This window comes from Enterococcus sp. DIV1682a (assembly GCF_051711005.1).
In the GTDB taxonomy this organism is placed as follows: domain Bacteria; phylum Bacillota; class Bacilli; order Lactobacillales; family Enterococcaceae; genus Enterococcus_B; species Enterococcus_B hirae.
The window spans coordinates 1836911-1853117 of record NZ_JBIOLT010000001.1 but is presented as its reverse complement, the minus strand read 5'-3'; the positions used below and the strand labels follow the sequence as shown (position 1 = coordinate 1853117).

Genomic DNA, 16207 nt, shown 5'->3' with positions numbered 1-16207 from the left:
ATCAATCTGACTGCTTTCGACACTTATCTCGCTTAGCTTGTTTCTTGTCATACTCTTTATCCAACTCGTCTAAATACGACTCTAACTCAGCGACTTCTTCATCTGTGAATCGATGATTAGGATCGGATGCATGAGCTGCAAGTGTGTAAATTTCTTTCTCACTACTTTCTTTACGAAGTGGTGTGGGTGAATTTTCTTGTTTTTGCTCTTCTAGTTGATTTATTGCAAACTCAGCCACTTTTTCTTGTCTATTCTCGCTTAATTTGTTGTAGATAGTTTCTATAAAAGAGGCAGAAGTGATTGATTCGTTGTTTTCTCCCACGAAAATTTTCGGATCAACATTGAATACCGATGCGATTTCTGGGAGCTTCTCTATTTTCGGACTTCTTTCACCAGACCGCCATCTTGAAACTGTGGTCCTATTAACATTAACCACCGAAGCAAGGTCTTCATCTGACATGTCTCTATTTCGCATTAATTTCGATAATTCATCGGAAAAAACACTCATTTCGGATACTTCCTTCATTAGTTTTTATTTAATATTATGCCTATTGTTCCAAAAATGCAATGTTAAATAAAAAAGAGTCATTTCGACCAAATTAAACTTTTTTTGAAAAAATGCGGAAAAAGAGAGAGGTGGGTTATGTCCATCGGGCTGGATGAAGCTGCGAAATTTTCGGAAAAGCTAAATAAACCAATTTCTGAGTTTTTTCCTGATTATTTTTTTACGGTATCTGTTCTAAAAATGCACAAAGGGGTTTAAATAAAGAACTGGTTAGGGGGAAACGTCTAATTTAAAGGAGGGGGAAAATGGCAAAGCTGGGCATAGACGAATTAGACTTGTCAATCGCATTGATTGAGGAAATAAGACGTATAGCTAGTGAAGAGAGCGAACGAAGAGCATCTCGTTTTCTCGATGAATACAAAGAGAAGATGCTCCTACCGAATTTCCGTCAGATGCCTATCGATAGTTATTGTAACTTTTGTCTCTTCATGAACGATATCATTTAGAATGGAGAATTTATGAATGTTTCAAAAATTATGCGGTGTTATTTGTTTGGAGTACTTATTTTTCTTGTAAAGTTTTATTAACAAGTAATGAATACTTTTTTAGCCGAATATGGTTGATCAAACGCTTTGGAAAACCAATGAATGAAACCTGTTAATTGTTATGTTTATTTTTGATAAAGTGACCAGTTTGTTCATTATTTAAAAATAAAAGGATGAAAAAAATATAGGAAACAGAAGCCTCTGTGTTATAATTGCTGGGATAAATTATAAAAAGGAGTTTAATAATGTACTGGAATAAAAAAAGAATTAATAAAGAATTATTTTTTTTGCTTTTAGTTATTTGGCTTGGTTTTTTATTTTTCAATCTATATATGCCATCATTTAGAGCAGATGATTTAGTTTACTCAAATAGATTAGACCAACTGGGGTATTTAGGAGCTTCGATCGAACATTATAAAACTTGGAGTTCGAGAATTATCATAGAGCTGTTTATGATGTTTTTTTCTAAACATTTTCTGCTGTGGAAATTTGTCAATTCAATCATCATGTTGGGCACGGTTCTGATGATTTGTAAGTATGTTTTTGAAAAATTGGATGGTAAGAACGTGTTGCTAGTTACATCTGTCTACTGCTTAGTCCCACTTACCGTGATGGGGGAAACAGGCTGGGAGTCGACAACTTTGAATTATCAATGGTCCGTTTCATTTTGCTTATTCGCTTTTTTCCCATTCTTCCAACGCTTAAAAGGAAGAGCTATCACTCCTAGTATTTATTGGTTTAGTTTGCCTTTCCTGATATTTGCTGCTAACCAAGAACAAGTGAATGCGTGCTTTTTTACTTTAACGGCCATTATAACTGGCTATTTATTATATAAAAGAGCATATCATCGCTTATTGATTCTCCCATTGCTCATAAGTTTTATTGAGTTACTATTTTCGTTGACAACACCGGGGAATGCCATCAGGACATCTCAAGAAATTAGTAAGTGGTTTCCTCAATATGATCAATTTGGGTTTATTACTAAATTGGATTTGGGTATTTCTTCTTTTGGAAAGCCTTTTTTTCTAGATACAAATGTATTGTTCTTAATTTTGTTCTTATTTGTTTTTTTACTTTCTTATAACAAGTGCAAAAATTATTATGGCCGCTTATTATCTGCTATACCTTTTTTCTTGAATCTGATTATCTACCTAGGGAATACGATGGGTGAAAGTTTTATACACATTCGTGGCAATAGTCGTGCACAAATATGGGATAGCAGTCACTTAACAAAGCTATTTACCGATACTGGAACGAATCTGTCACTTACTCGTCCTGGATCATGGCTAGCGACTTTACTTGTTTTAGGTTTATTGGCTTGTTTGCTTCTAGGGATTTACTTAAGTTTTGAAAATAAAAAAACAGCATCTTTTCTTATGTTGTTAATGATGATGGGCGCTTGTTCAAGAATAATTATGGGATTTTCTCCTACGATCTGGGCTTCAGGAATGAGAACTTATTATATTTTATATATTGTTGTAGGAATTTTAGTGTTAATGCTGGTAAAAGAATTGTTGAAAACCTGGAATCCGCAAAAAGCAGAACTCGTACAATTTAGTTTGACTATGCTGGGGATTGGGACCATTGTTTTGACCATCATAAATAGATGAAAATAAAAAAAGACTCAAGTTGTAGGAAATCCAACAGTTAGATCACTAACTATTGAGATCGTTACAACTTGAGTTTTTTTATTTCTCGCTTTGATAGTTTTTTGGATTAATTTTTTCAGTCTCTCTGATAATATACACTGGACGTTGTTTGGTTTCTAAAAAGATTTTTCCAATGTATTTGCCAATTATTCCAAGACACAATAATTGGATACCTCCGATAAACAAGAAAATAGAGACCATGGAAGGCCAACCAGCTGTAGGATCACCATACAACAGGGCACGTAAAATAATAAATAAAATAGCAAGACCTGAACCAATACATGATAATGCCCCCACGAATGAAGCAATTGTTAATGGTGCATCTGAAAAGTTGACGATTCCATCAATAGAGTAATTAAATAATTTCCAAAAAGACCAAGAGGTTTCACCAGCTACTCGTTCACGGTTTTCAAAGGAAATATACTTGGTTTTAAAACCAACCCAACTGAACAAGCCTTTCGAAAAGCGGTTGTATTCAGTTAATTCCAAGATAGCATCAACCATTTGGCGAGTCATTAAACGGAAATCTCTCGCTCCGTCAACCATTTCAGTATCACTGATTTTATTGATTAGCTGATAAAATTTCTTAGCAAAAAAACTACGGATCGGTGGTTCACCGTCACGAGTCGAACGACGAGTACCGACGCAATCAATATCAGATTGCATAATTGTTTCAATCATTTCTGGTAATAGATCAGGTGGATCTTGTAAATCAACATCCATTACAGAGACAAGGTCGCCAGTAGAAGCTTGTAAACCGGCATATAAAGCAGCTTCTTTCCCAAAATTTCGAGAAAAGGAAATAAAGCGTACATATTCATGGTCATTAGCTAATGCTTTGATTGCTTGTAATGTATTATCTCTTGAACCATCATCAATAAACAAATATTCAAATTCATGTATTCCCTTAAATTTTTCGACCTCGTTAAAAAAAAGAGGAACTGTTTTTTCTTCGTTATAGCATGGAACCACAATTGATACTTTCATAACATTACCCTTTCCAATAAAGATCCTTCATAATAATAACATGAATGAATCAAAAAAAATATAGTTTTAGAGATAAGTAAACGAACAAAGTCTTCTTAGCTATGTTCGAAGAAATAGAAATGAAAATATAAACCAGATACTAGGCGAGATGAGGTCAGATCTAGTTAGGTTTATTTGTAAGTGGAAAATATATTCTTGTTTTTAAAAGAGATTGTTCCAACGGAATTTCTTTCACGACAAGAAGGTTTAAGAGTAAAATCAAACAAGTCTTATTGGAAATCGCTCGTAACTTAATTAGAGCGGATTATTTAGTAAGGACTATCTTTTGATTGGTTAAATGATAGAGATGATTAAATAATAATGAATATTTTTCAAGTCTTTGCTAAACAAAATAGCTTCCTTAGTCAAAACATGTTAAATTAATTAATAGGACTACTTTTTTTATAGTAGAACTCAAAAATATTCACTGTTATTTCATGTGACGAAACTGTAAGAGAGCTATTATTTCAAGATTTAATAGCCTCTATGATAAGATGCTTATGGATGAAACAAAGTAATAGTAATTATTATCTAGGATGTGAAAAATAAAATGTGTGGAATTGTAGGATTTATTAACGACAAAGACAATAAAAAAGCAATCGTAAACGACATGATGGATCGAATCGTTCATCGGGGACCGAATAGTTCGGGTGATTATATTGACCAGCATGTTGCTTTAGGATTTAGAAGATTAAGTATTATCGACTTAGAGGGTGGAAAACAACCTATCTATAATGAAGATCGAACAAAAGTCATCATTTTTAATGGGGAAATCTATAATTACCAACCTCTTAGAGAAGAGCTGATTGCAGCTGGACATATTTTTCAAACACATGCGGATACAGAAGTATTGTTGCATGGTTATGAAGAATGGGGAACTGATCTATTACAAAAGGTTCGGGGGATGTTTGCCTTTGCAATCTGGGACAATAAACGCAATGAATTATTTGGTGCTCGGGATCATTTTGGAATCAAACCATATTATTATGCGGAAATGAACGGCACATTTATGTTCGGATCAGAAATCAAAAGCTTTTTACCACATCCAGATTTTCATAAAGAATTGAATAAAGAAGCCTTGAAACCTTATATGACATTTCAATATTCACCATTAAATGGAGAAACCTTTTTTAAAGGGGTTCACCGTTTGCCAGAGGGTCATTATTTCACTTACAAAGATAATAAGTTAGCGATTCATCAATATTGGGATGCTAATTTTGAAGAAAAACAAAACTATTCACGGAAAGAATGGATCGATAAGATTGATGAAACAGTTGAAGCATCGATTAAAGCACATACGATCAGCGATGTAGAAGTTGGCTCATTCTTATCTAGTGGGGTAGATTCAAGCTATGTGACTTCTGTATTAAAACCTGATCATTCTTTTTCAATTGGGTTTGATGATAAAACATATAATGAAGCTATTGAAGCTAGAAAGTTAACAGAACTTTTGGACTTAGATAATACAGCAGCTGTCATCGATGGAGATATGTCATTTAAAGCTTTTCCTTTGATTCAATACCATTTAGATGAGCCAGATTCGAATCCTTCATGTGTCCCACTTTATTTCTTAGCAAACTTGGCTTCGCAAAGTGTTCGAGTTGTCCAATCAGGTGAAGGGGCAGATGAACTATTTGCGGGATACCAAACTTATGGGTTCCATACGAATTCAAAAGTTATTCGTGTCATTGCTCAAGGGTTGAAGAAACTACCAAAAGGAACACGTTATAACTTGGGACGAAAAATTGGCAAGATGAAAAACTTCCACGGTAGAATCCATTTATATGAGTCTTTAGCTCCTGCGAAAGAATATTTTATTGGTCATGCCCGAGTGTTTGAAGAAAACGAAGCGTCAGATATTTTAACACAAGAATACCAAAAGGCTCCTTCCGTTCAGGAGATTATGGCAGTCCATTATGCTAAAACTGAAAAAATCGAAGATGAAGTGAACAAAATGCAATACGTTGACCTTCATCAATGGATGCCAAAAGATATTTTATTAAAAGCGGATAAATTATCAATGGCTAGCTCACTTGAAGTACGTGTACCGTTACTTGACATCGAAGTGATGAGATTGGCAGAACAGATCCCAAGTAAGTATCTGTTAAATCAAAATAATACCAAAGATATTTTCCGACAAGCAGCAAATAAACATTTGCCAGAAGAATGGTCTAACCGTGTAAAACTTGGTTTCCCAGTACCAATCAAAGCTTGGTTGAAAGAAGACCATGGCTATCAACAAGTCAAAGAATTATTTGAGGCTGATTTTGCCAAAGAATTCTTTGATCAAGAAAAAATCATGAAGTTGTTAAATGACCATCATGAAGGGCGTCATGAGGAACAACGAAAAATTTGGACGATTTTCAGCTTTTTAACTTGGTATAAAGTTTTCTTCGTTGACGAAGAAATCCCTAAGGCTGAAGCAATCGATTATGTAACAGTCTAAACGTGATCAGTTAGCGAAGCAAAAGAACATCCCGCTTCGAGCGGATTGATTTTATTCCTTTTTAACAGTGAACAACTCCTCCTTTATTGTGGAGGAGTTGTTTTTTATTAATAGTTTATTTCTCTTTCTTTCGTTCCGTCTTTTTTGTAGATAATTAATGATGTGTTTTTGTTTTGAGCAATTTCTTTCCCTTTTTCAATCGCTTTTTCTTTCGTATCAAAATGATTACTTGCTTTTTTAGCTCCTTCTGATTGGACAATCCACTTATCTTCTTCAAATTTTACGATCACTTTGGCTGTCAATAATTTAGAAGCTCTTGGATTTGGGTCGTGAGAATCATGCTTTGTTGGATTTTTTTCTTGAGAAAACTCTTTTTTTTCAGTAGAAGTAGCATCTTCTGACCATTCTTTGGCTTGTTTGATAGCAATCGGAATAGCACGATCATCAGGATAGCCTTCTGCAAGCAAGGCGTTACCGATATCGATTGCTTTCTTTCGTGTTAACTCTTCTAAATTTTTCATTGCAGGCGGATAATCTTTCATATTCCAAGGCATAAAATCTTCCTCCTCAAAAATTATTTATATTTCAAGTGTAAGCGCAATAGTTGGAAAAGGAAAAGATTTTGTTTAACAAGTAGTTATTTAGATAACTTTCGTCAAGTAGTTTTACTTAACAAATTTTGTAAAAAGGCTAGCAATCTAGTGGAAATCATGGTAAGATAATCAAGTCTGAGAGTCATCTTAGAGGATTCTAGTAAAAAATGGGAGGGAAAAACATGCGCGTAAACATTACTTTAGAGTGTACTTCTTGTAAAGAACGTAACTACCTAACAAGCAAAAACAAACGTAACAACCCTGATCGTTTGGAAAAACAAAAATATTGCCCACGCGAACGTAAAGTTACTTTACACCGTGAAACTAAATAATTAGTTCAGCGTAAGTCTAGAATCCTTTTTAGGAAGCTAGACTTTTTTTAATAGTGAAGGTTGAATGAAACCATAAACCTGACAAGCGACTCTTTTTCTTGTAACAGGGTCGTTTTTCTTGTATGATTGAAATCGTTTGTTCAAATTCAGTTTGAGAGGATGAAACACATGTTTATTTCAATGTGGGCACAAGACAAGAATGGTTTGATTGGAAAAGATGGTCTGCTTCCTTGGAGGTTACCAAACGATATGCGTTTTTTTCGGGAACATACGATGGATAAAATATTAGTGATGGGAAGAAAGACATATGAAGGCATGGGCAAATTGTCTCTTCCTTATCGGCATATCATTGTGTTAACTACTCAAAAAGATTTTAAAGTAGAAAAAAATGCGGAAGTCCTTCATTCGATTGATGAACTTTTGACATATGCCAAGGATATACCTGAAGATATCTATGTGTCAGGAGGAAGTCGAATTTTTCAAGCTTTGTTACCAGAAACAAAAATCATCTGGCGAACATTAATTGATGCAGAGTTTGAGGGGGATACATTTATTGGAGAAATCGATTTTACAAGTTTTGAATTAGTGGAAGAACATGAAGGAATTGTCAACCAAGAAAATCAATACCCTCATCGATTTCAGAAATGGCAAAAAATGAGCAAAGTGGTTTAGCACATAGTTAAATAAAAAAAGACGTTCACTCCAATTTGTAAAGAAAGGAAGGTGAACGTCTATTCTTGTTCAGGTGATTTATTTCAAATTATTTTTGATATCATTGACCATATTTTGACTAGCTATTGGACCATTATAGAGCCAACTAGATTCAGGACCAAATTCTAAGACATGATTTTCTTTGACCGCTTTTAAATTTTGCCAAGTTGCTTCATTAAACATCGCAGCTTTTTCATCACTGTTGACTAAGATGAGATAGTCTGCATCTAACTCTGCTAATTTTTCTGCAGAGACAGCTGACCAATCTGAAGTTGCACTTTTAGAGATTTCAGTAACTAGATTTGGCACACCAAATTTTAGATCACCGTAAATGATTCTTCCACTTGAACGTGTTTCACTAACCATAAATGCTGAGTTATTCGTCACCCATAAAACAGCAGCCGTTTTGCCGTTGATTTTATCTGCGAGTTTTTGTCTAGTGGCTTTCACCTTTTTTTGGTAATCAGTAATGATTTTTTCTGCTGCTTGTGCTTTATTTAATGCTTTTCCGATATCTTTTAGTTGGGTTTCCCAAGTGACATCATTCCCATTTTTTACGACATAGGTTGGCGCAATTTTGCTGTATTGCTCGTATTTACCTCCTTCAACTGTAGCCGAAGAAGAGATCAATAAAAGATCGGGTTCATAACTTAAGACTTTTTCATACGGAAGATCATAAGAGATCGTGGGAACATCTTTTAATTCTTTTTGTAAATAATGTTGAATCGATCCACTACCAACTGTCCATTGAGCAACAGGTTTTTCACCTAAAGCGATAAGATAGTCTTCGAGGTAACTCCCGATGATTCGTTTTGGTTGATTAGGGATCTCGACTTTATGACCCAAGGTATCAGTCACTAGGTGAGTTTTTGCAGTTGTTTCATTACCTGCTGTGTCAGTTGAATTGGATGAATTATTTGAAGAAGAGCAGGCGCTAAGTAAACTAAGCAGCAACACTGTGGCCCCAATGGTAAAGATATTCTTTTTTAGTTTCATTTTTTCCTCCTGAAGGGATTTTCATTGATAATCATTCTCAATTGATATTATTCCTGACAATAGTGGTCATGTCAACTATTTTCGAGAATGAGCCATTTAGAGTAAAACTTGACGAATTTGTGAAGGAGCTTCATAATTGAGAATGATTTTCAGGGAAAGGATGAAAAATTTGACGACGATTGAAGCTGTTGATATTACAACGGGTTACTTAAATAAACAAGTGATTGAAAAAATGTCTATCAAGATACCAGAAGGAAAAGTGACAAGTTTGATTGGTCCTAATGGCAGTGGTAAATCAACTTTATTAAAAAGTTTTACTCGACTGTTACCTGTCAAAGAAGGAAAGATTATCGTAGATGGATCTGAAATTTCTACATATAGTCCTAAGATGTTAGCGCAAAAAATTGCACTGTTAGCCCAAAGTAGTGAACACCCTTTAGGCATGACTGTCGAAGAGGTGGTCTCTTATGGTCGTTATCCTTATCAAAAATTTTTTAGTGGATTAAATGAAGAAGATCTACATGCTATCCAATGGGCGTTGGAAGCGACACAACTAACTAAGTTGAAAGAAAGAGAGCTTTCGAGTCTATCAGGTGGACAAGCTCAACGAGTTTGGATTGCGATGGCTTTAGCCCAAGAAGCGGATATTTTGATTTTAGATGAGCCAACCACTTTTTTAGATCCTGCGCATCAATTGGAAATCTTACATTTACTGAAAGAGATCAATCGTATCAAACAGACAACCATTTTAATGTCGATCCATGACATCAATCACGCTTCTCGCTTTTCTGACTATTTAATTGGGATGAAAGCAGGACAAATAGTGGTTCAAGGCACACCTGATGAAGTAATCACAACGTCATGGATGAGGGAAATCTATGAAATTGAAGCGCAGATCATCGAATTGCCTGAAACGAATAAACCCGTTGTTTTGTCTTACGATTTAATCAATGATCGTAAGGAGGATGAACAATGAAGACAAAGAGGAAACGAATGATTCTTTCCCTATTGTTGCTAGGAGTAGTTAGTATATTTGTCTTTGCGTTAGCCAATGGAGCGGCGGTTGTCGACTTTTCTAATTTGTGGCAAGCGATTTTTAAATTTGACGACTCAGTTCAATCGCAGTTGATTATCCGAACGATTCGGTTGCCTCGAGTGCTGGGGGCTTTCTTAGTCGGAAGCTGTTTTGCTCTTAGTGGCGCATTGATGCAAGGGGTGACGCGGAATCCTTTAGCTGATTCAGGGTTATTAGGAATTAATGCAGGAGCATCACTTGCAATGGCTCTTTGTTTTGCGTTTTGGCCACAAGCTTCTGCTTTTTCTGTTTTTTTACTGTCATTACTTGGTTCGTTGGTAGTTACGTTATTTGTCTTTGGTTTCTTACGTTTTTCAAAAATGAGGATGAATCCACTTCAATTGATTTTAGCAGGTGTTGCGATCAGTACTTTTTTTACAGCTATTAGTCAAGCGCTGACACAACTATTCAATTTGCAACAAGACTTGGCGTTTTGGTTCGTGGGAGGTGCTGCGAATGTCACTTGGCATCAATTGGAAATTTTGGCTCCGATTTACCTGTTGACAGTTAGTGGCTCTTTTTTGCTAGGTCGCTCCATCTCGTTGGTCAACTTAAGTGAGTCACATGCCTTGGCATTAGGAGGCAACCCTGGACGGATCAGATTTTTTGCATTTGTATTAGTGGCGGGGTTAGCTGCAATGGCGGTGTCATTAGTTGGACCAGTTTCATTTATTGGATTGATGGTTCCACCAATCGTCCGAGGAATCATTGGTTCCGATTATCGGTATGTTTTACCAGCCTCTTTTTTAGTAGGTGGAGGATTAGTGATGTTGGCGGATTATGTTGCACGAATGATCAATCCGCCATTTGAAACGCCATTCGGCTTAATTATTTCCTTGATCGGTGTACCGTTTTTACTACTCCAAGTAAGGAGGGAACAAGGATGAAAAGAAGTTACCGATCACTAGTTGTTTTATTTGTTTTATTAGTTGTTAGTATAGTTGCAAGTTTAATGATTGGCACACCATTTATTCCATTTGATCAATTAGCTGAGGTGTTTCAAGGGAAGGGTTCGGCAATCCAAGAGTTGATTGTTTATGAATTTCGTGCCCCTCGTCTATTAATCAGTCTTCTTGCTGGTATGTGTTTAGGTATTTCAGGCTTTATCTTGCAGGGAGTTACCAGAAATAGACTAGCTGATGCTGGCATATTGGGCATTAACGCTGGAGCAGGTTTTTTCGTTATGATTTATTTGGGCTTTTATGCCAACCAAACTTTTCCGTTTTTACTATTGATCGTGGCTTTTTTAGGCGGCTTGCTTGCAGCTTTACTTGTATACTTGTTTGCTTATACGAGAAATAGTTTTTTAGGGATGAACCGGCTTTTACTATCAGGAATTGCAGTCAATGCTGGATTGTCTGCATTGATGCTTTTATTTACGATTAAATTGTCGAAAGAAAACTATGGTTTTGTTAATTCCTGGTTAGCAGGTTCACTTTGGGGAGCTAGTTGGCCATATGTTTTCTCATTGTTACCTTGGGCAGTCATTTTGCTTCCTTTCGTGTTGATTTACAGTCGACGAATTGGTTTATTATCTTTTGGTCAAGAAAGAGCGCAAAGTCTAGGATTAGACGTGCAGAAAAGTCAAAAAATCCTATTAATACTCGCTGTTGCTTTAGCGTGCGGAAGCGTTGCGGTAGCTGGCAGCTTATCTTTTGTCGGTTTGTTAGCTCCTCATTTGGCTAAATTTGTCGTCAGAAGAGAAAATCAACTGTCCTTGATCTTGAGTGGATTATTTGGGGCATTTTTTGTAACGATTGCAGATGTTCTTACACGAGTGATTCTACCAAGTGGTGAGATTCCTACTGGGATTTTAATTGCGGTCCTAGGAGCTCCATATTTCTTATATTTATTATTTTCCAAACAAACGATTGCTTAGAAAATAAATACGGGGAAGAAACGATTGTGTTGAGTAAGCAGTGTTTCCCAAAGTAGTTTCTCGTTATTTTGAGACTACGATTATTCTGTCTATTCAAATGAAAAGAGTGAATCAGAGGTCGTGAAGGCATCGGAAAGCTCCAATGACAATAAGAAAGAATTTTTTTAACAGCTTCTCATGTTTTGAAAAATTCAGGCTTATTTCAAGGAGCTGATGCGTGAACACCGTTTACTCGTTTTTAGAATAAAGAGTGAGAGTGATGTCTTAAATTCTGTTTATAAAACTCTTTTTATTTAAAAAGTTAAATTGCTATTTTTACTATTTTCCGCTACCATTTTAACGAGAGGTGGGTTGATACGTTTGAGTCATATTAAAGAAAAACTTAGAAAAATTGGCATTGAAAATTTACAAAAGATTGCTAGAAGTGAACAGAAGCAGCAAAAAGAGCAAAAAATTTACCAACAACTCTTTCAAAGTAATGAATGGCAGCAAGCAAAAGTGGTTGGTTTGACGATGGCAAATGAGATAGAAGTGGCTACGACCCCAATTATTGAAAAGGCATGGGAAGAGGGTAAAACCATACTTGTTCCTAAGACATTGCCTGAACGTCAAATGTGTTTTTTTAAAATTGATCCGGATACCCGATTTGAACGCACCGCTTTTGGCGTACTGGAGCCATTATCTGATCATTCTTTTTCACCGGACGCTATCGATTTGCTGATCGTTCCAGGGGTTGTTTATCATCAAAATGGTTATCGGATTGGTTTTGGTGGAGGCTACTATGATCGCTATCTAGCCAATTATCCGAACCAGACATGTAGTCTGGTTTTTCAAGAACAAATAAACAATCAATGGGTACCAGAAAGTTTTGATAAAAAAGTGCAACACTTGTTTATCGATAAATAATAAGGAGGGTTACATGAATTATCAACAGAAATTAAAATTAAACGCTTGGCTAAGAAGACCAATTTTGACTTATTTGTTTTTAGCGATACAAACCATCGTGTTTGCAATGATGGAGTTCTTTCCATTTTTAAATATTCCAGCATATTTAGGCATGTTTGGGCCGTCTATTGTAGTTGGAAATGAATGGTGGCGGTTTATTACACCGATTTTCATTCACTTTGGACTGGTGCATTTTGTCATGAATTCTTTGATTTTATATTTTATGGGAGACCAAATTGAAACACTCTACGGTCATTGGCGTTTTTTCTTGATCTACTTGTTTAGTGGTATCCTTGGGAATGCAGCGAGTTTTGCATTCAACGATCTTGGCGTTCTATCTGGTGGAGCAAGTACTTCTTTGTTTGGTTTGTTTGGTGCGTTATTCATTCTTGGATTTCATTTCAAAAATAACTCTCAGGTTCGCCAATTGATTCGTCATTACATGTTGTTTATTGTTATCAGTTTTGTATTTGGTTTGACGGATACCTCAGTCGATATCTGGGGGCATCTCGGTGGGATTGTTGGTGGCTTGCTTATAGGAAATATCATCGGCCTACCACAGAAAGTGACCAATTACTCGATTCATCAAAAAATCCTATCTACGCTTGTTTTTGGATTTCTTTTGATAATATGTGTTTTATTGGGTTTAAAAAACTACGGATTACTTGTATAATGTGAAGGAAGTGCTTTGAGATGGAGAGCTTATATGACGTGCAACAACTGCTCAAACGATTTGGCATCTTTGTCTATGTTGGGTCACGTATCTATGATATTGAATTAATGACGATTGAATTGAAGAATCTTCATGACAGTCGTTTGATCGATCATGATACATACATGACAGCGTGGCGCATACTAAAACGAGAGCACCGAGTGGAAGAAAGCCGAAAGAAAGGAAACTTGTAATGGACAAAAAAATTATTGGGATTGATTTAGGTGGAACAACAGCAAAATTTGCAATTCTAACACCAGAAGGAGAGATTCAACAAAAATGGAGCATCGATACCAATATATTGGATGACGGTAAACATATTATTCCGGAAATTATCGAGTCAGTAAATCATCGTATCAAATTATATAACATGAATGCTGAAAATTTCATCGGAATCGGTATGGGAACACCAGGAAGTGTCGATAGTGAAGCAGGTACAGTGATTGGAGCCTACAATTTAAATTGGACTGAACTTCAATACGTAAAAAAACAAATTGAAGAAGGAACTGGAATCAAATTTGCTATTGATAACGATGCGAACGTTGCTGCTTTAGGTGAGCGCTGGAAAGGTGCAGGGGAAAATGATCCTGACGTTATTTTTGTTACCTTAGGAACGGGTGTCGGTGGCGGAATCGTTGCTGCTGGGAACTTGATCCACGGCGTTGCTGGTGCAGGTGGCGAGATTGGACACATTACAGTGGACCCAGAAGGTTTTGAATGTACATGCGGTAAAAGAGGGTGCTTAGAAACAGTTTCAAGTGCAACAGGTGTAGTTCGCTTAGCACGTTTCTTAGCAGAAGAGTATGCCGGAGATTCAAAATTAAAAGCAATGCTTGATAATGGAGAAGAAGTAACAAGTAAAGATATTTTTGAAATGGCACAAGCAGACGATCCATTTGGTCTGATGGTCGTTGATCGTGTTTGTTTCTACTTAGGATTAGCTTGCGGTAATCTAGGGAACACTATGAACCCATCAAGTATTGTTTTAGGCGGCGGAGTATCTGCTGCCGGGGAATTTTTACGTAGTCGTGTTGAAAAATATTTCAACCAATTTACGTTCCCTCAAGTACAACAATCAACAAAAATCAAATTAGCAGAATTAGGAAATGAAGCTGGCGTGATCGGTGCTGCTTCATTAGCCTTGAAATTTGCGGAATAACGTGGAGGAATGACATGGTTTTATGGGTAATTAACATCATTTTGCTATTGATTATTCTTGCTATTGTGTTTTGGGAAGTTTATCTACGAGTAATGGCAAAACGTTCTGCAAAAACACTGGAAGAAGAAGAATTTCGTGATGGGATGCGTAAGGCACAAGTCATTGATGTTCGTGAAAAAGACGTGTTTGATGCAGGACATATTTTAGGGGCAAGAAATATCCCTTATACTGTTTTAAAAGATTCATTAGGATCTATCCGAAAAGATCAACCGGTGTATATCTACGACCAAAAGAAAAGCTTAAGTATTCGTACAGCGAATAAGTTAAGAAAAGCTGGCTACCAAGATATTTATATCTTAAAAGGTGGATATGATGGCTGGTCTGGCAAGATTAAAAGTAAAAAAGTATAGAACGTCATGACGTCAAATTATCGGTCAATCCTGATGAGTCGTGTAAAGTCAAATCTGGGTCAGAATGAACCTCATTCTGTCTCAGATTTTTTGTTATTTCATTTGGAAGGAAAATGGGGCTGAAGGATCAACTTTGATTCTGTAGTAACCACCAGAAGTTAGATTTTGGTCTTACTTTTTGGGATTGATACATTCACCAGTTCCACAAATGATAGAGCCAATTTATCAGAAGTTTTTGTATATAAAGTAACAGATACTTTTTAGAAAATTGCATGACTGATTATTCGATTAGGCAACGGGAATAAAAAGAATTCATTAGATCGCACAAGATAAAATACTAAATTTTATTCTTTCCAGAAATAAAAGTTCTATCTCCATTGCGTACGTCATGTATGATGATTCAATGATAAATCAAACAATGGGGGAGAAAAGACAATGCCAGAAATATCTAATGAAACTTTCGCTGAGCAACAACCTGCAGAAATAGTAAAAAAAGTAGAAATAACAGAAAAAAGAAAAAAGGAACTTGATAAACTTGTTGGAACGATTGAGGTTTCACTAGCTGGTAAATTAAAAGGAAAGACATATGAGGATATCGTTGAATCGGTTGTGTCTAAGATTATAAATAAGAAGGTAGAGCAATCTGAACTTGGGAGAGTATTATACTCACTAGATCTTTCTGCCCAATTATATCAGCAGGTCGTAAAGGACTATAACATAAAACGCTTAATCAGCCATGATGGTCCAAGCCAAAGTAGAGTTTCTATAACCAATTCTGTGGTTATAGAAAATATAGAGAGCGCATTAGATTCTCCACAAATAATAACAGAAGATCAATCGGTCGAACAAAAAGATAGTTCAAAACCAGAAAACATTCAAGAACAAAAAACAAGTAAGTTGACAACTGAAAAGCTAACGTTCAGGAAAAGGATTAAGAAGTGGGGTCAATCGTTAAACATTTTCAGAAAGAGTAACACAGATAAACCAGAGAATATAACAAATCGTCAAGGACTTGAAATGGATAAGAGGAGAGTACCTTTAAAAAAAATATTGAGACGAAAACCGAGCAAAACTAATGATGCTTGTCATAATAATAACCAACGCCAACACCTTATCCCTCTAGAAAAGGGAGATAGGAATCACTAGCAAGTATCCATAGATCGTGCAAAATTGAAATTTAGCATTTAGGGAGTACTAACAGAAATCAAGCCACGGTTTTTTGCT

Annotated in this window: 18 protein-coding genes; 14 read left to right on the top strand and 4 right to left on the bottom strand. The window is 36.0% G+C overall.

From position 1 onward, the window contains the following. Position 1: 1 nt before the first annotated feature. Positions 2-508, bottom strand: a complete 507-nt coding sequence (locus IGJ23_RS08335; RefSeq protein ID WP_196763497.1) for a helix-turn-helix domain-containing protein — start codon at positions 506-508, stop codon at positions 2-4. Positions 509-810: 302 nt separating this feature from the next. Between IGJ23_RS08335 and IGJ23_RS08330 the strand changes: the two genes are divergently transcribed. After that, positions 811-1011 (top strand): hypothetical protein, encoded by a 201-nt coding sequence (locus IGJ23_RS08330; protein ID WP_063627263.1) that lies wholly within the window; start codon positions 811-813, stop codon positions 1009-1011. A gap of 284 nt (positions 1012-1295) precedes the next feature. After that, positions 1296-2660, top strand: a complete 1365-nt coding sequence (locus IGJ23_RS08325; RefSeq protein WP_178286036.1) for a DUF6056 family protein — start codon at positions 1296-1298, stop codon at positions 2658-2660. 78 nt (positions 2661-2738) lie between these two features. On the opposite strand, the gene IGJ23_RS08320 is transcribed toward IGJ23_RS08325, so the two are convergent. Further along, positions 2739-3686: a glycosyltransferase family 2 protein gene (locus tag IGJ23_RS08320; RefSeq protein ID WP_010718832.1), complete on the bottom strand. Its 948-nt coding sequence runs from the start codon at positions 3684-3686 to the stop codon at positions 2739-2741. 589 nt (positions 3687-4275) lie between these two features. On the opposite strand from IGJ23_RS08320, the gene asnB reads away from it, so the two are divergent. Continuing rightward, positions 4276-6171, top strand: a complete 1896-nt coding sequence (asnB, locus tag IGJ23_RS08315) for an asparagine synthase (glutamine-hydrolyzing) (RefSeq protein WP_053766724.1) — start codon at positions 4276-4278, stop codon at positions 6169-6171. A 107-nt stretch (positions 6172-6278) separates the two neighbouring features. Here the strand turns inward: asnB and IGJ23_RS08310 are convergent, their stop codons facing one another. Continuing rightward, positions 6279-6725, bottom strand: coding sequence for a DUF2188 domain-containing protein (locus IGJ23_RS08310; protein ID WP_438774846.1), 447 nt, complete (start codon positions 6723-6725; stop codon positions 6279-6281). Positions 6726-6931: 206 nt separating this feature from the next. Here IGJ23_RS08310 and rpmG point away from each other — a divergent pair, with 206 nt between their 5' ends. Beyond that, the gene (gene rpmG, locus IGJ23_RS08305; protein WP_002320810.1) at positions 6932-7096 is read left to right on the top strand and encodes a 50S ribosomal protein L33; all 165 of its coding nucleotides are present in this window, start codon (positions 6932-6934) and stop codon (positions 7094-7096) included. Between the two features lie 168 nt (positions 7097-7264). Then, positions 7265-7768, top strand: coding sequence for a dihydrofolate reductase (locus IGJ23_RS08300; protein WP_438774845.1), 504 nt, complete (start codon positions 7265-7267; stop codon positions 7766-7768). Positions 7769-7846: 78 nt separating this feature from the next. On the opposite strand, the gene IGJ23_RS08295 is transcribed toward IGJ23_RS08300, so the two are convergent. Next, positions 7847-8803, bottom strand: a complete 957-nt coding sequence (locus IGJ23_RS08295; protein ID WP_438774844.1) for an ABC transporter substrate-binding protein — start codon at positions 8801-8803, stop codon at positions 7847-7849. Positions 8804-8945: 142 nt separating this feature from the next. Here IGJ23_RS08295 and IGJ23_RS08290 point away from each other — a divergent pair, with 142 nt between their 5' ends. The 9 genes from IGJ23_RS08290 to IGJ23_RS08250 all read left to right on the top strand — a co-directional run bounded on the left by IGJ23_RS08290 (position 8946) and on the right by IGJ23_RS08250 (position 16129). After that, entirely contained in the window at positions 8946-9779 is an 834-nt protein-coding gene (locus IGJ23_RS08290; RefSeq protein ID WP_201763342.1) for an ABC transporter ATP-binding protein, read from the top strand. Further along, a complete protein-coding gene (locus IGJ23_RS08285) occupies positions 9776-10765 on the top strand; it encodes a FecCD family ABC transporter permease (protein WP_438774843.1) in 990 nt (329 codons plus the stop codon). The genes IGJ23_RS08290 and IGJ23_RS08285 overlap by 4 nt, the downstream gene beginning before the upstream one ends. Beyond that, positions 10762-11757, top strand: coding sequence for a FecCD family ABC transporter permease (locus IGJ23_RS08280; RefSeq protein ID WP_413138374.1), 996 nt, complete (start codon positions 10762-10764; stop codon positions 11755-11757). Before IGJ23_RS08285 ends, IGJ23_RS08280 begins: the two co-directional genes overlap by 4 nt. Before the next feature lie 360 nt (positions 11758-12117). Beyond that, on the top strand, positions 12118-12663 hold the full coding sequence (locus IGJ23_RS08275) for a 5-formyltetrahydrofolate cyclo-ligase (protein WP_010718840.1): 546 nt from the start codon (positions 12118-12120) through the stop codon (positions 12661-12663). 13 nt (positions 12664-12676) lie between these two features. Further along, positions 12677-13375, top strand: coding sequence for a rhomboid family intramembrane serine protease (locus tag IGJ23_RS08270; protein ID WP_063627259.1), 699 nt, complete (start codon positions 12677-12679; stop codon positions 13373-13375). A 20-nt stretch (positions 13376-13395) separates the two neighbouring features. Continuing rightward, entirely contained in the window at positions 13396-13608 is a 213-nt protein-coding gene (locus tag IGJ23_RS08265; RefSeq protein WP_010718842.1) for a YqgQ family protein, read from the top strand. Next, a complete protein-coding gene (locus IGJ23_RS08260) occupies positions 13608-14573 on the top strand; it encodes an ROK family glucokinase (RefSeq protein ID WP_010718843.1) in 966 nt (321 codons plus the stop codon). The genes IGJ23_RS08265 and IGJ23_RS08260 overlap by 1 nt, the downstream gene beginning before the upstream one ends. Positions 14574-14587: 14 nt before the next feature. Continuing rightward, complete coding sequence (locus IGJ23_RS08255) at positions 14588-14983, top strand: rhodanese-like domain-containing protein (RefSeq protein WP_010737800.1); 396 nt, start codon at positions 14588-14590, stop codon at positions 14981-14983. Between the two features lie 435 nt (positions 14984-15418). Continuing rightward, a complete protein-coding gene (locus tag IGJ23_RS08250) occupies positions 15419-16129 on the top strand; it encodes a hypothetical protein (protein ID WP_438774842.1) in 711 nt (236 codons plus the stop codon). Positions 16130-16207 lie beyond the last annotated feature (78 nt).

Bases quoted from the DNA above. Each gene is read 5' to 3' on its own strand.
- IGJ23_RS08325 (WP_178286036.1), top strand. From the start codon at position 1,296: ATGTACTGGAATAAAAAAAGAATTAATAAAGAATTATTTTTTTTGCTT.
- IGJ23_RS08265 (WP_010718842.1), top strand. From the start codon at position 13,396: ATGGAGAGCTTATATGACGTGCAACAACTGCTCAAACGATTTGGCATC.
- IGJ23_RS08320 (WP_010718832.1), bottom strand. From the start codon at position 3,686: ATGAAAGTATCAATTGTGGTTCCATGCTATAACGAAGAAAAAACAGTT.
- IGJ23_RS08330 (WP_063627263.1), top strand. From the start codon at position 811: ATGGCAAAGCTGGGCATAGACGAATTAGACTTGTCAATCGCATTGATT.
- IGJ23_RS08300 (WP_438774845.1), top strand. From the start codon at position 7,265: ATGTTTATTTCAATGTGGGCACAAGACAAGAATGGTTTGATTGGAAAA.
- asnB (WP_053766724.1), top strand. From the start codon at position 4,276: ATGTGTGGAATTGTAGGATTTATTAACGACAAAGACAATAAAAAAGCA.
- IGJ23_RS08295 (WP_438774844.1), bottom strand. From the start codon at position 8,803: ATGAAACTAAAAAAGAATATCTTTACCATTGGGGCCACAGTGTTGCTG.
- IGJ23_RS08260 (WP_010718843.1), top strand. From the start codon at position 13,608: ATGGACAAAAAAATTATTGGGATTGATTTAGGTGGAACAACAGCAAAA.
- IGJ23_RS08280 (WP_413138374.1), top strand. From the start codon at position 10,762: ATGAAAAGAAGTTACCGATCACTAGTTGTTTTATTTGTTTTATTAGTT.
- IGJ23_RS08290 (WP_201763342.1), top strand. From the start codon at position 8,946: ATGATTTTCAGGGAAAGGATGAAAAATTTGACGACGATTGAAGCTGTT.
- IGJ23_RS08310 (WP_438774846.1), bottom strand. From the start codon at position 6,725: ATGCCTTGGAATATGAAAGATTATCCGCCTGCAATGAAAAATTTAGAA.
- IGJ23_RS08270 (WP_063627259.1), top strand. From the start codon at position 12,677: ATGAATTATCAACAGAAATTAAAATTAAACGCTTGGCTAAGAAGACCA.
- IGJ23_RS08250 (WP_438774842.1), top strand. From the start codon at position 15,419: ATGCCAGAAATATCTAATGAAACTTTCGCTGAGCAACAACCTGCAGAA.
- IGJ23_RS08285 (WP_438774843.1), top strand. From the start codon at position 9,776: ATGAAGACAAAGAGGAAACGAATGATTCTTTCCCTATTGTTGCTAGGA.
- IGJ23_RS08255 (WP_010737800.1), top strand. From the start codon at position 14,588: ATGGTTTTATGGGTAATTAACATCATTTTGCTATTGATTATTCTTGCT.
- IGJ23_RS08335 (WP_196763497.1), bottom strand. From the start codon at position 508: ATGAGTGTTTTTTCCGATGAATTATCGAAATTAATGCGAAATAGAGAC.
- rpmG (WP_002320810.1), top strand. From the start codon at position 6,932: ATGGGAGGGAAAAACATGCGCGTAAACATTACTTTAGAGTGTACTTCT.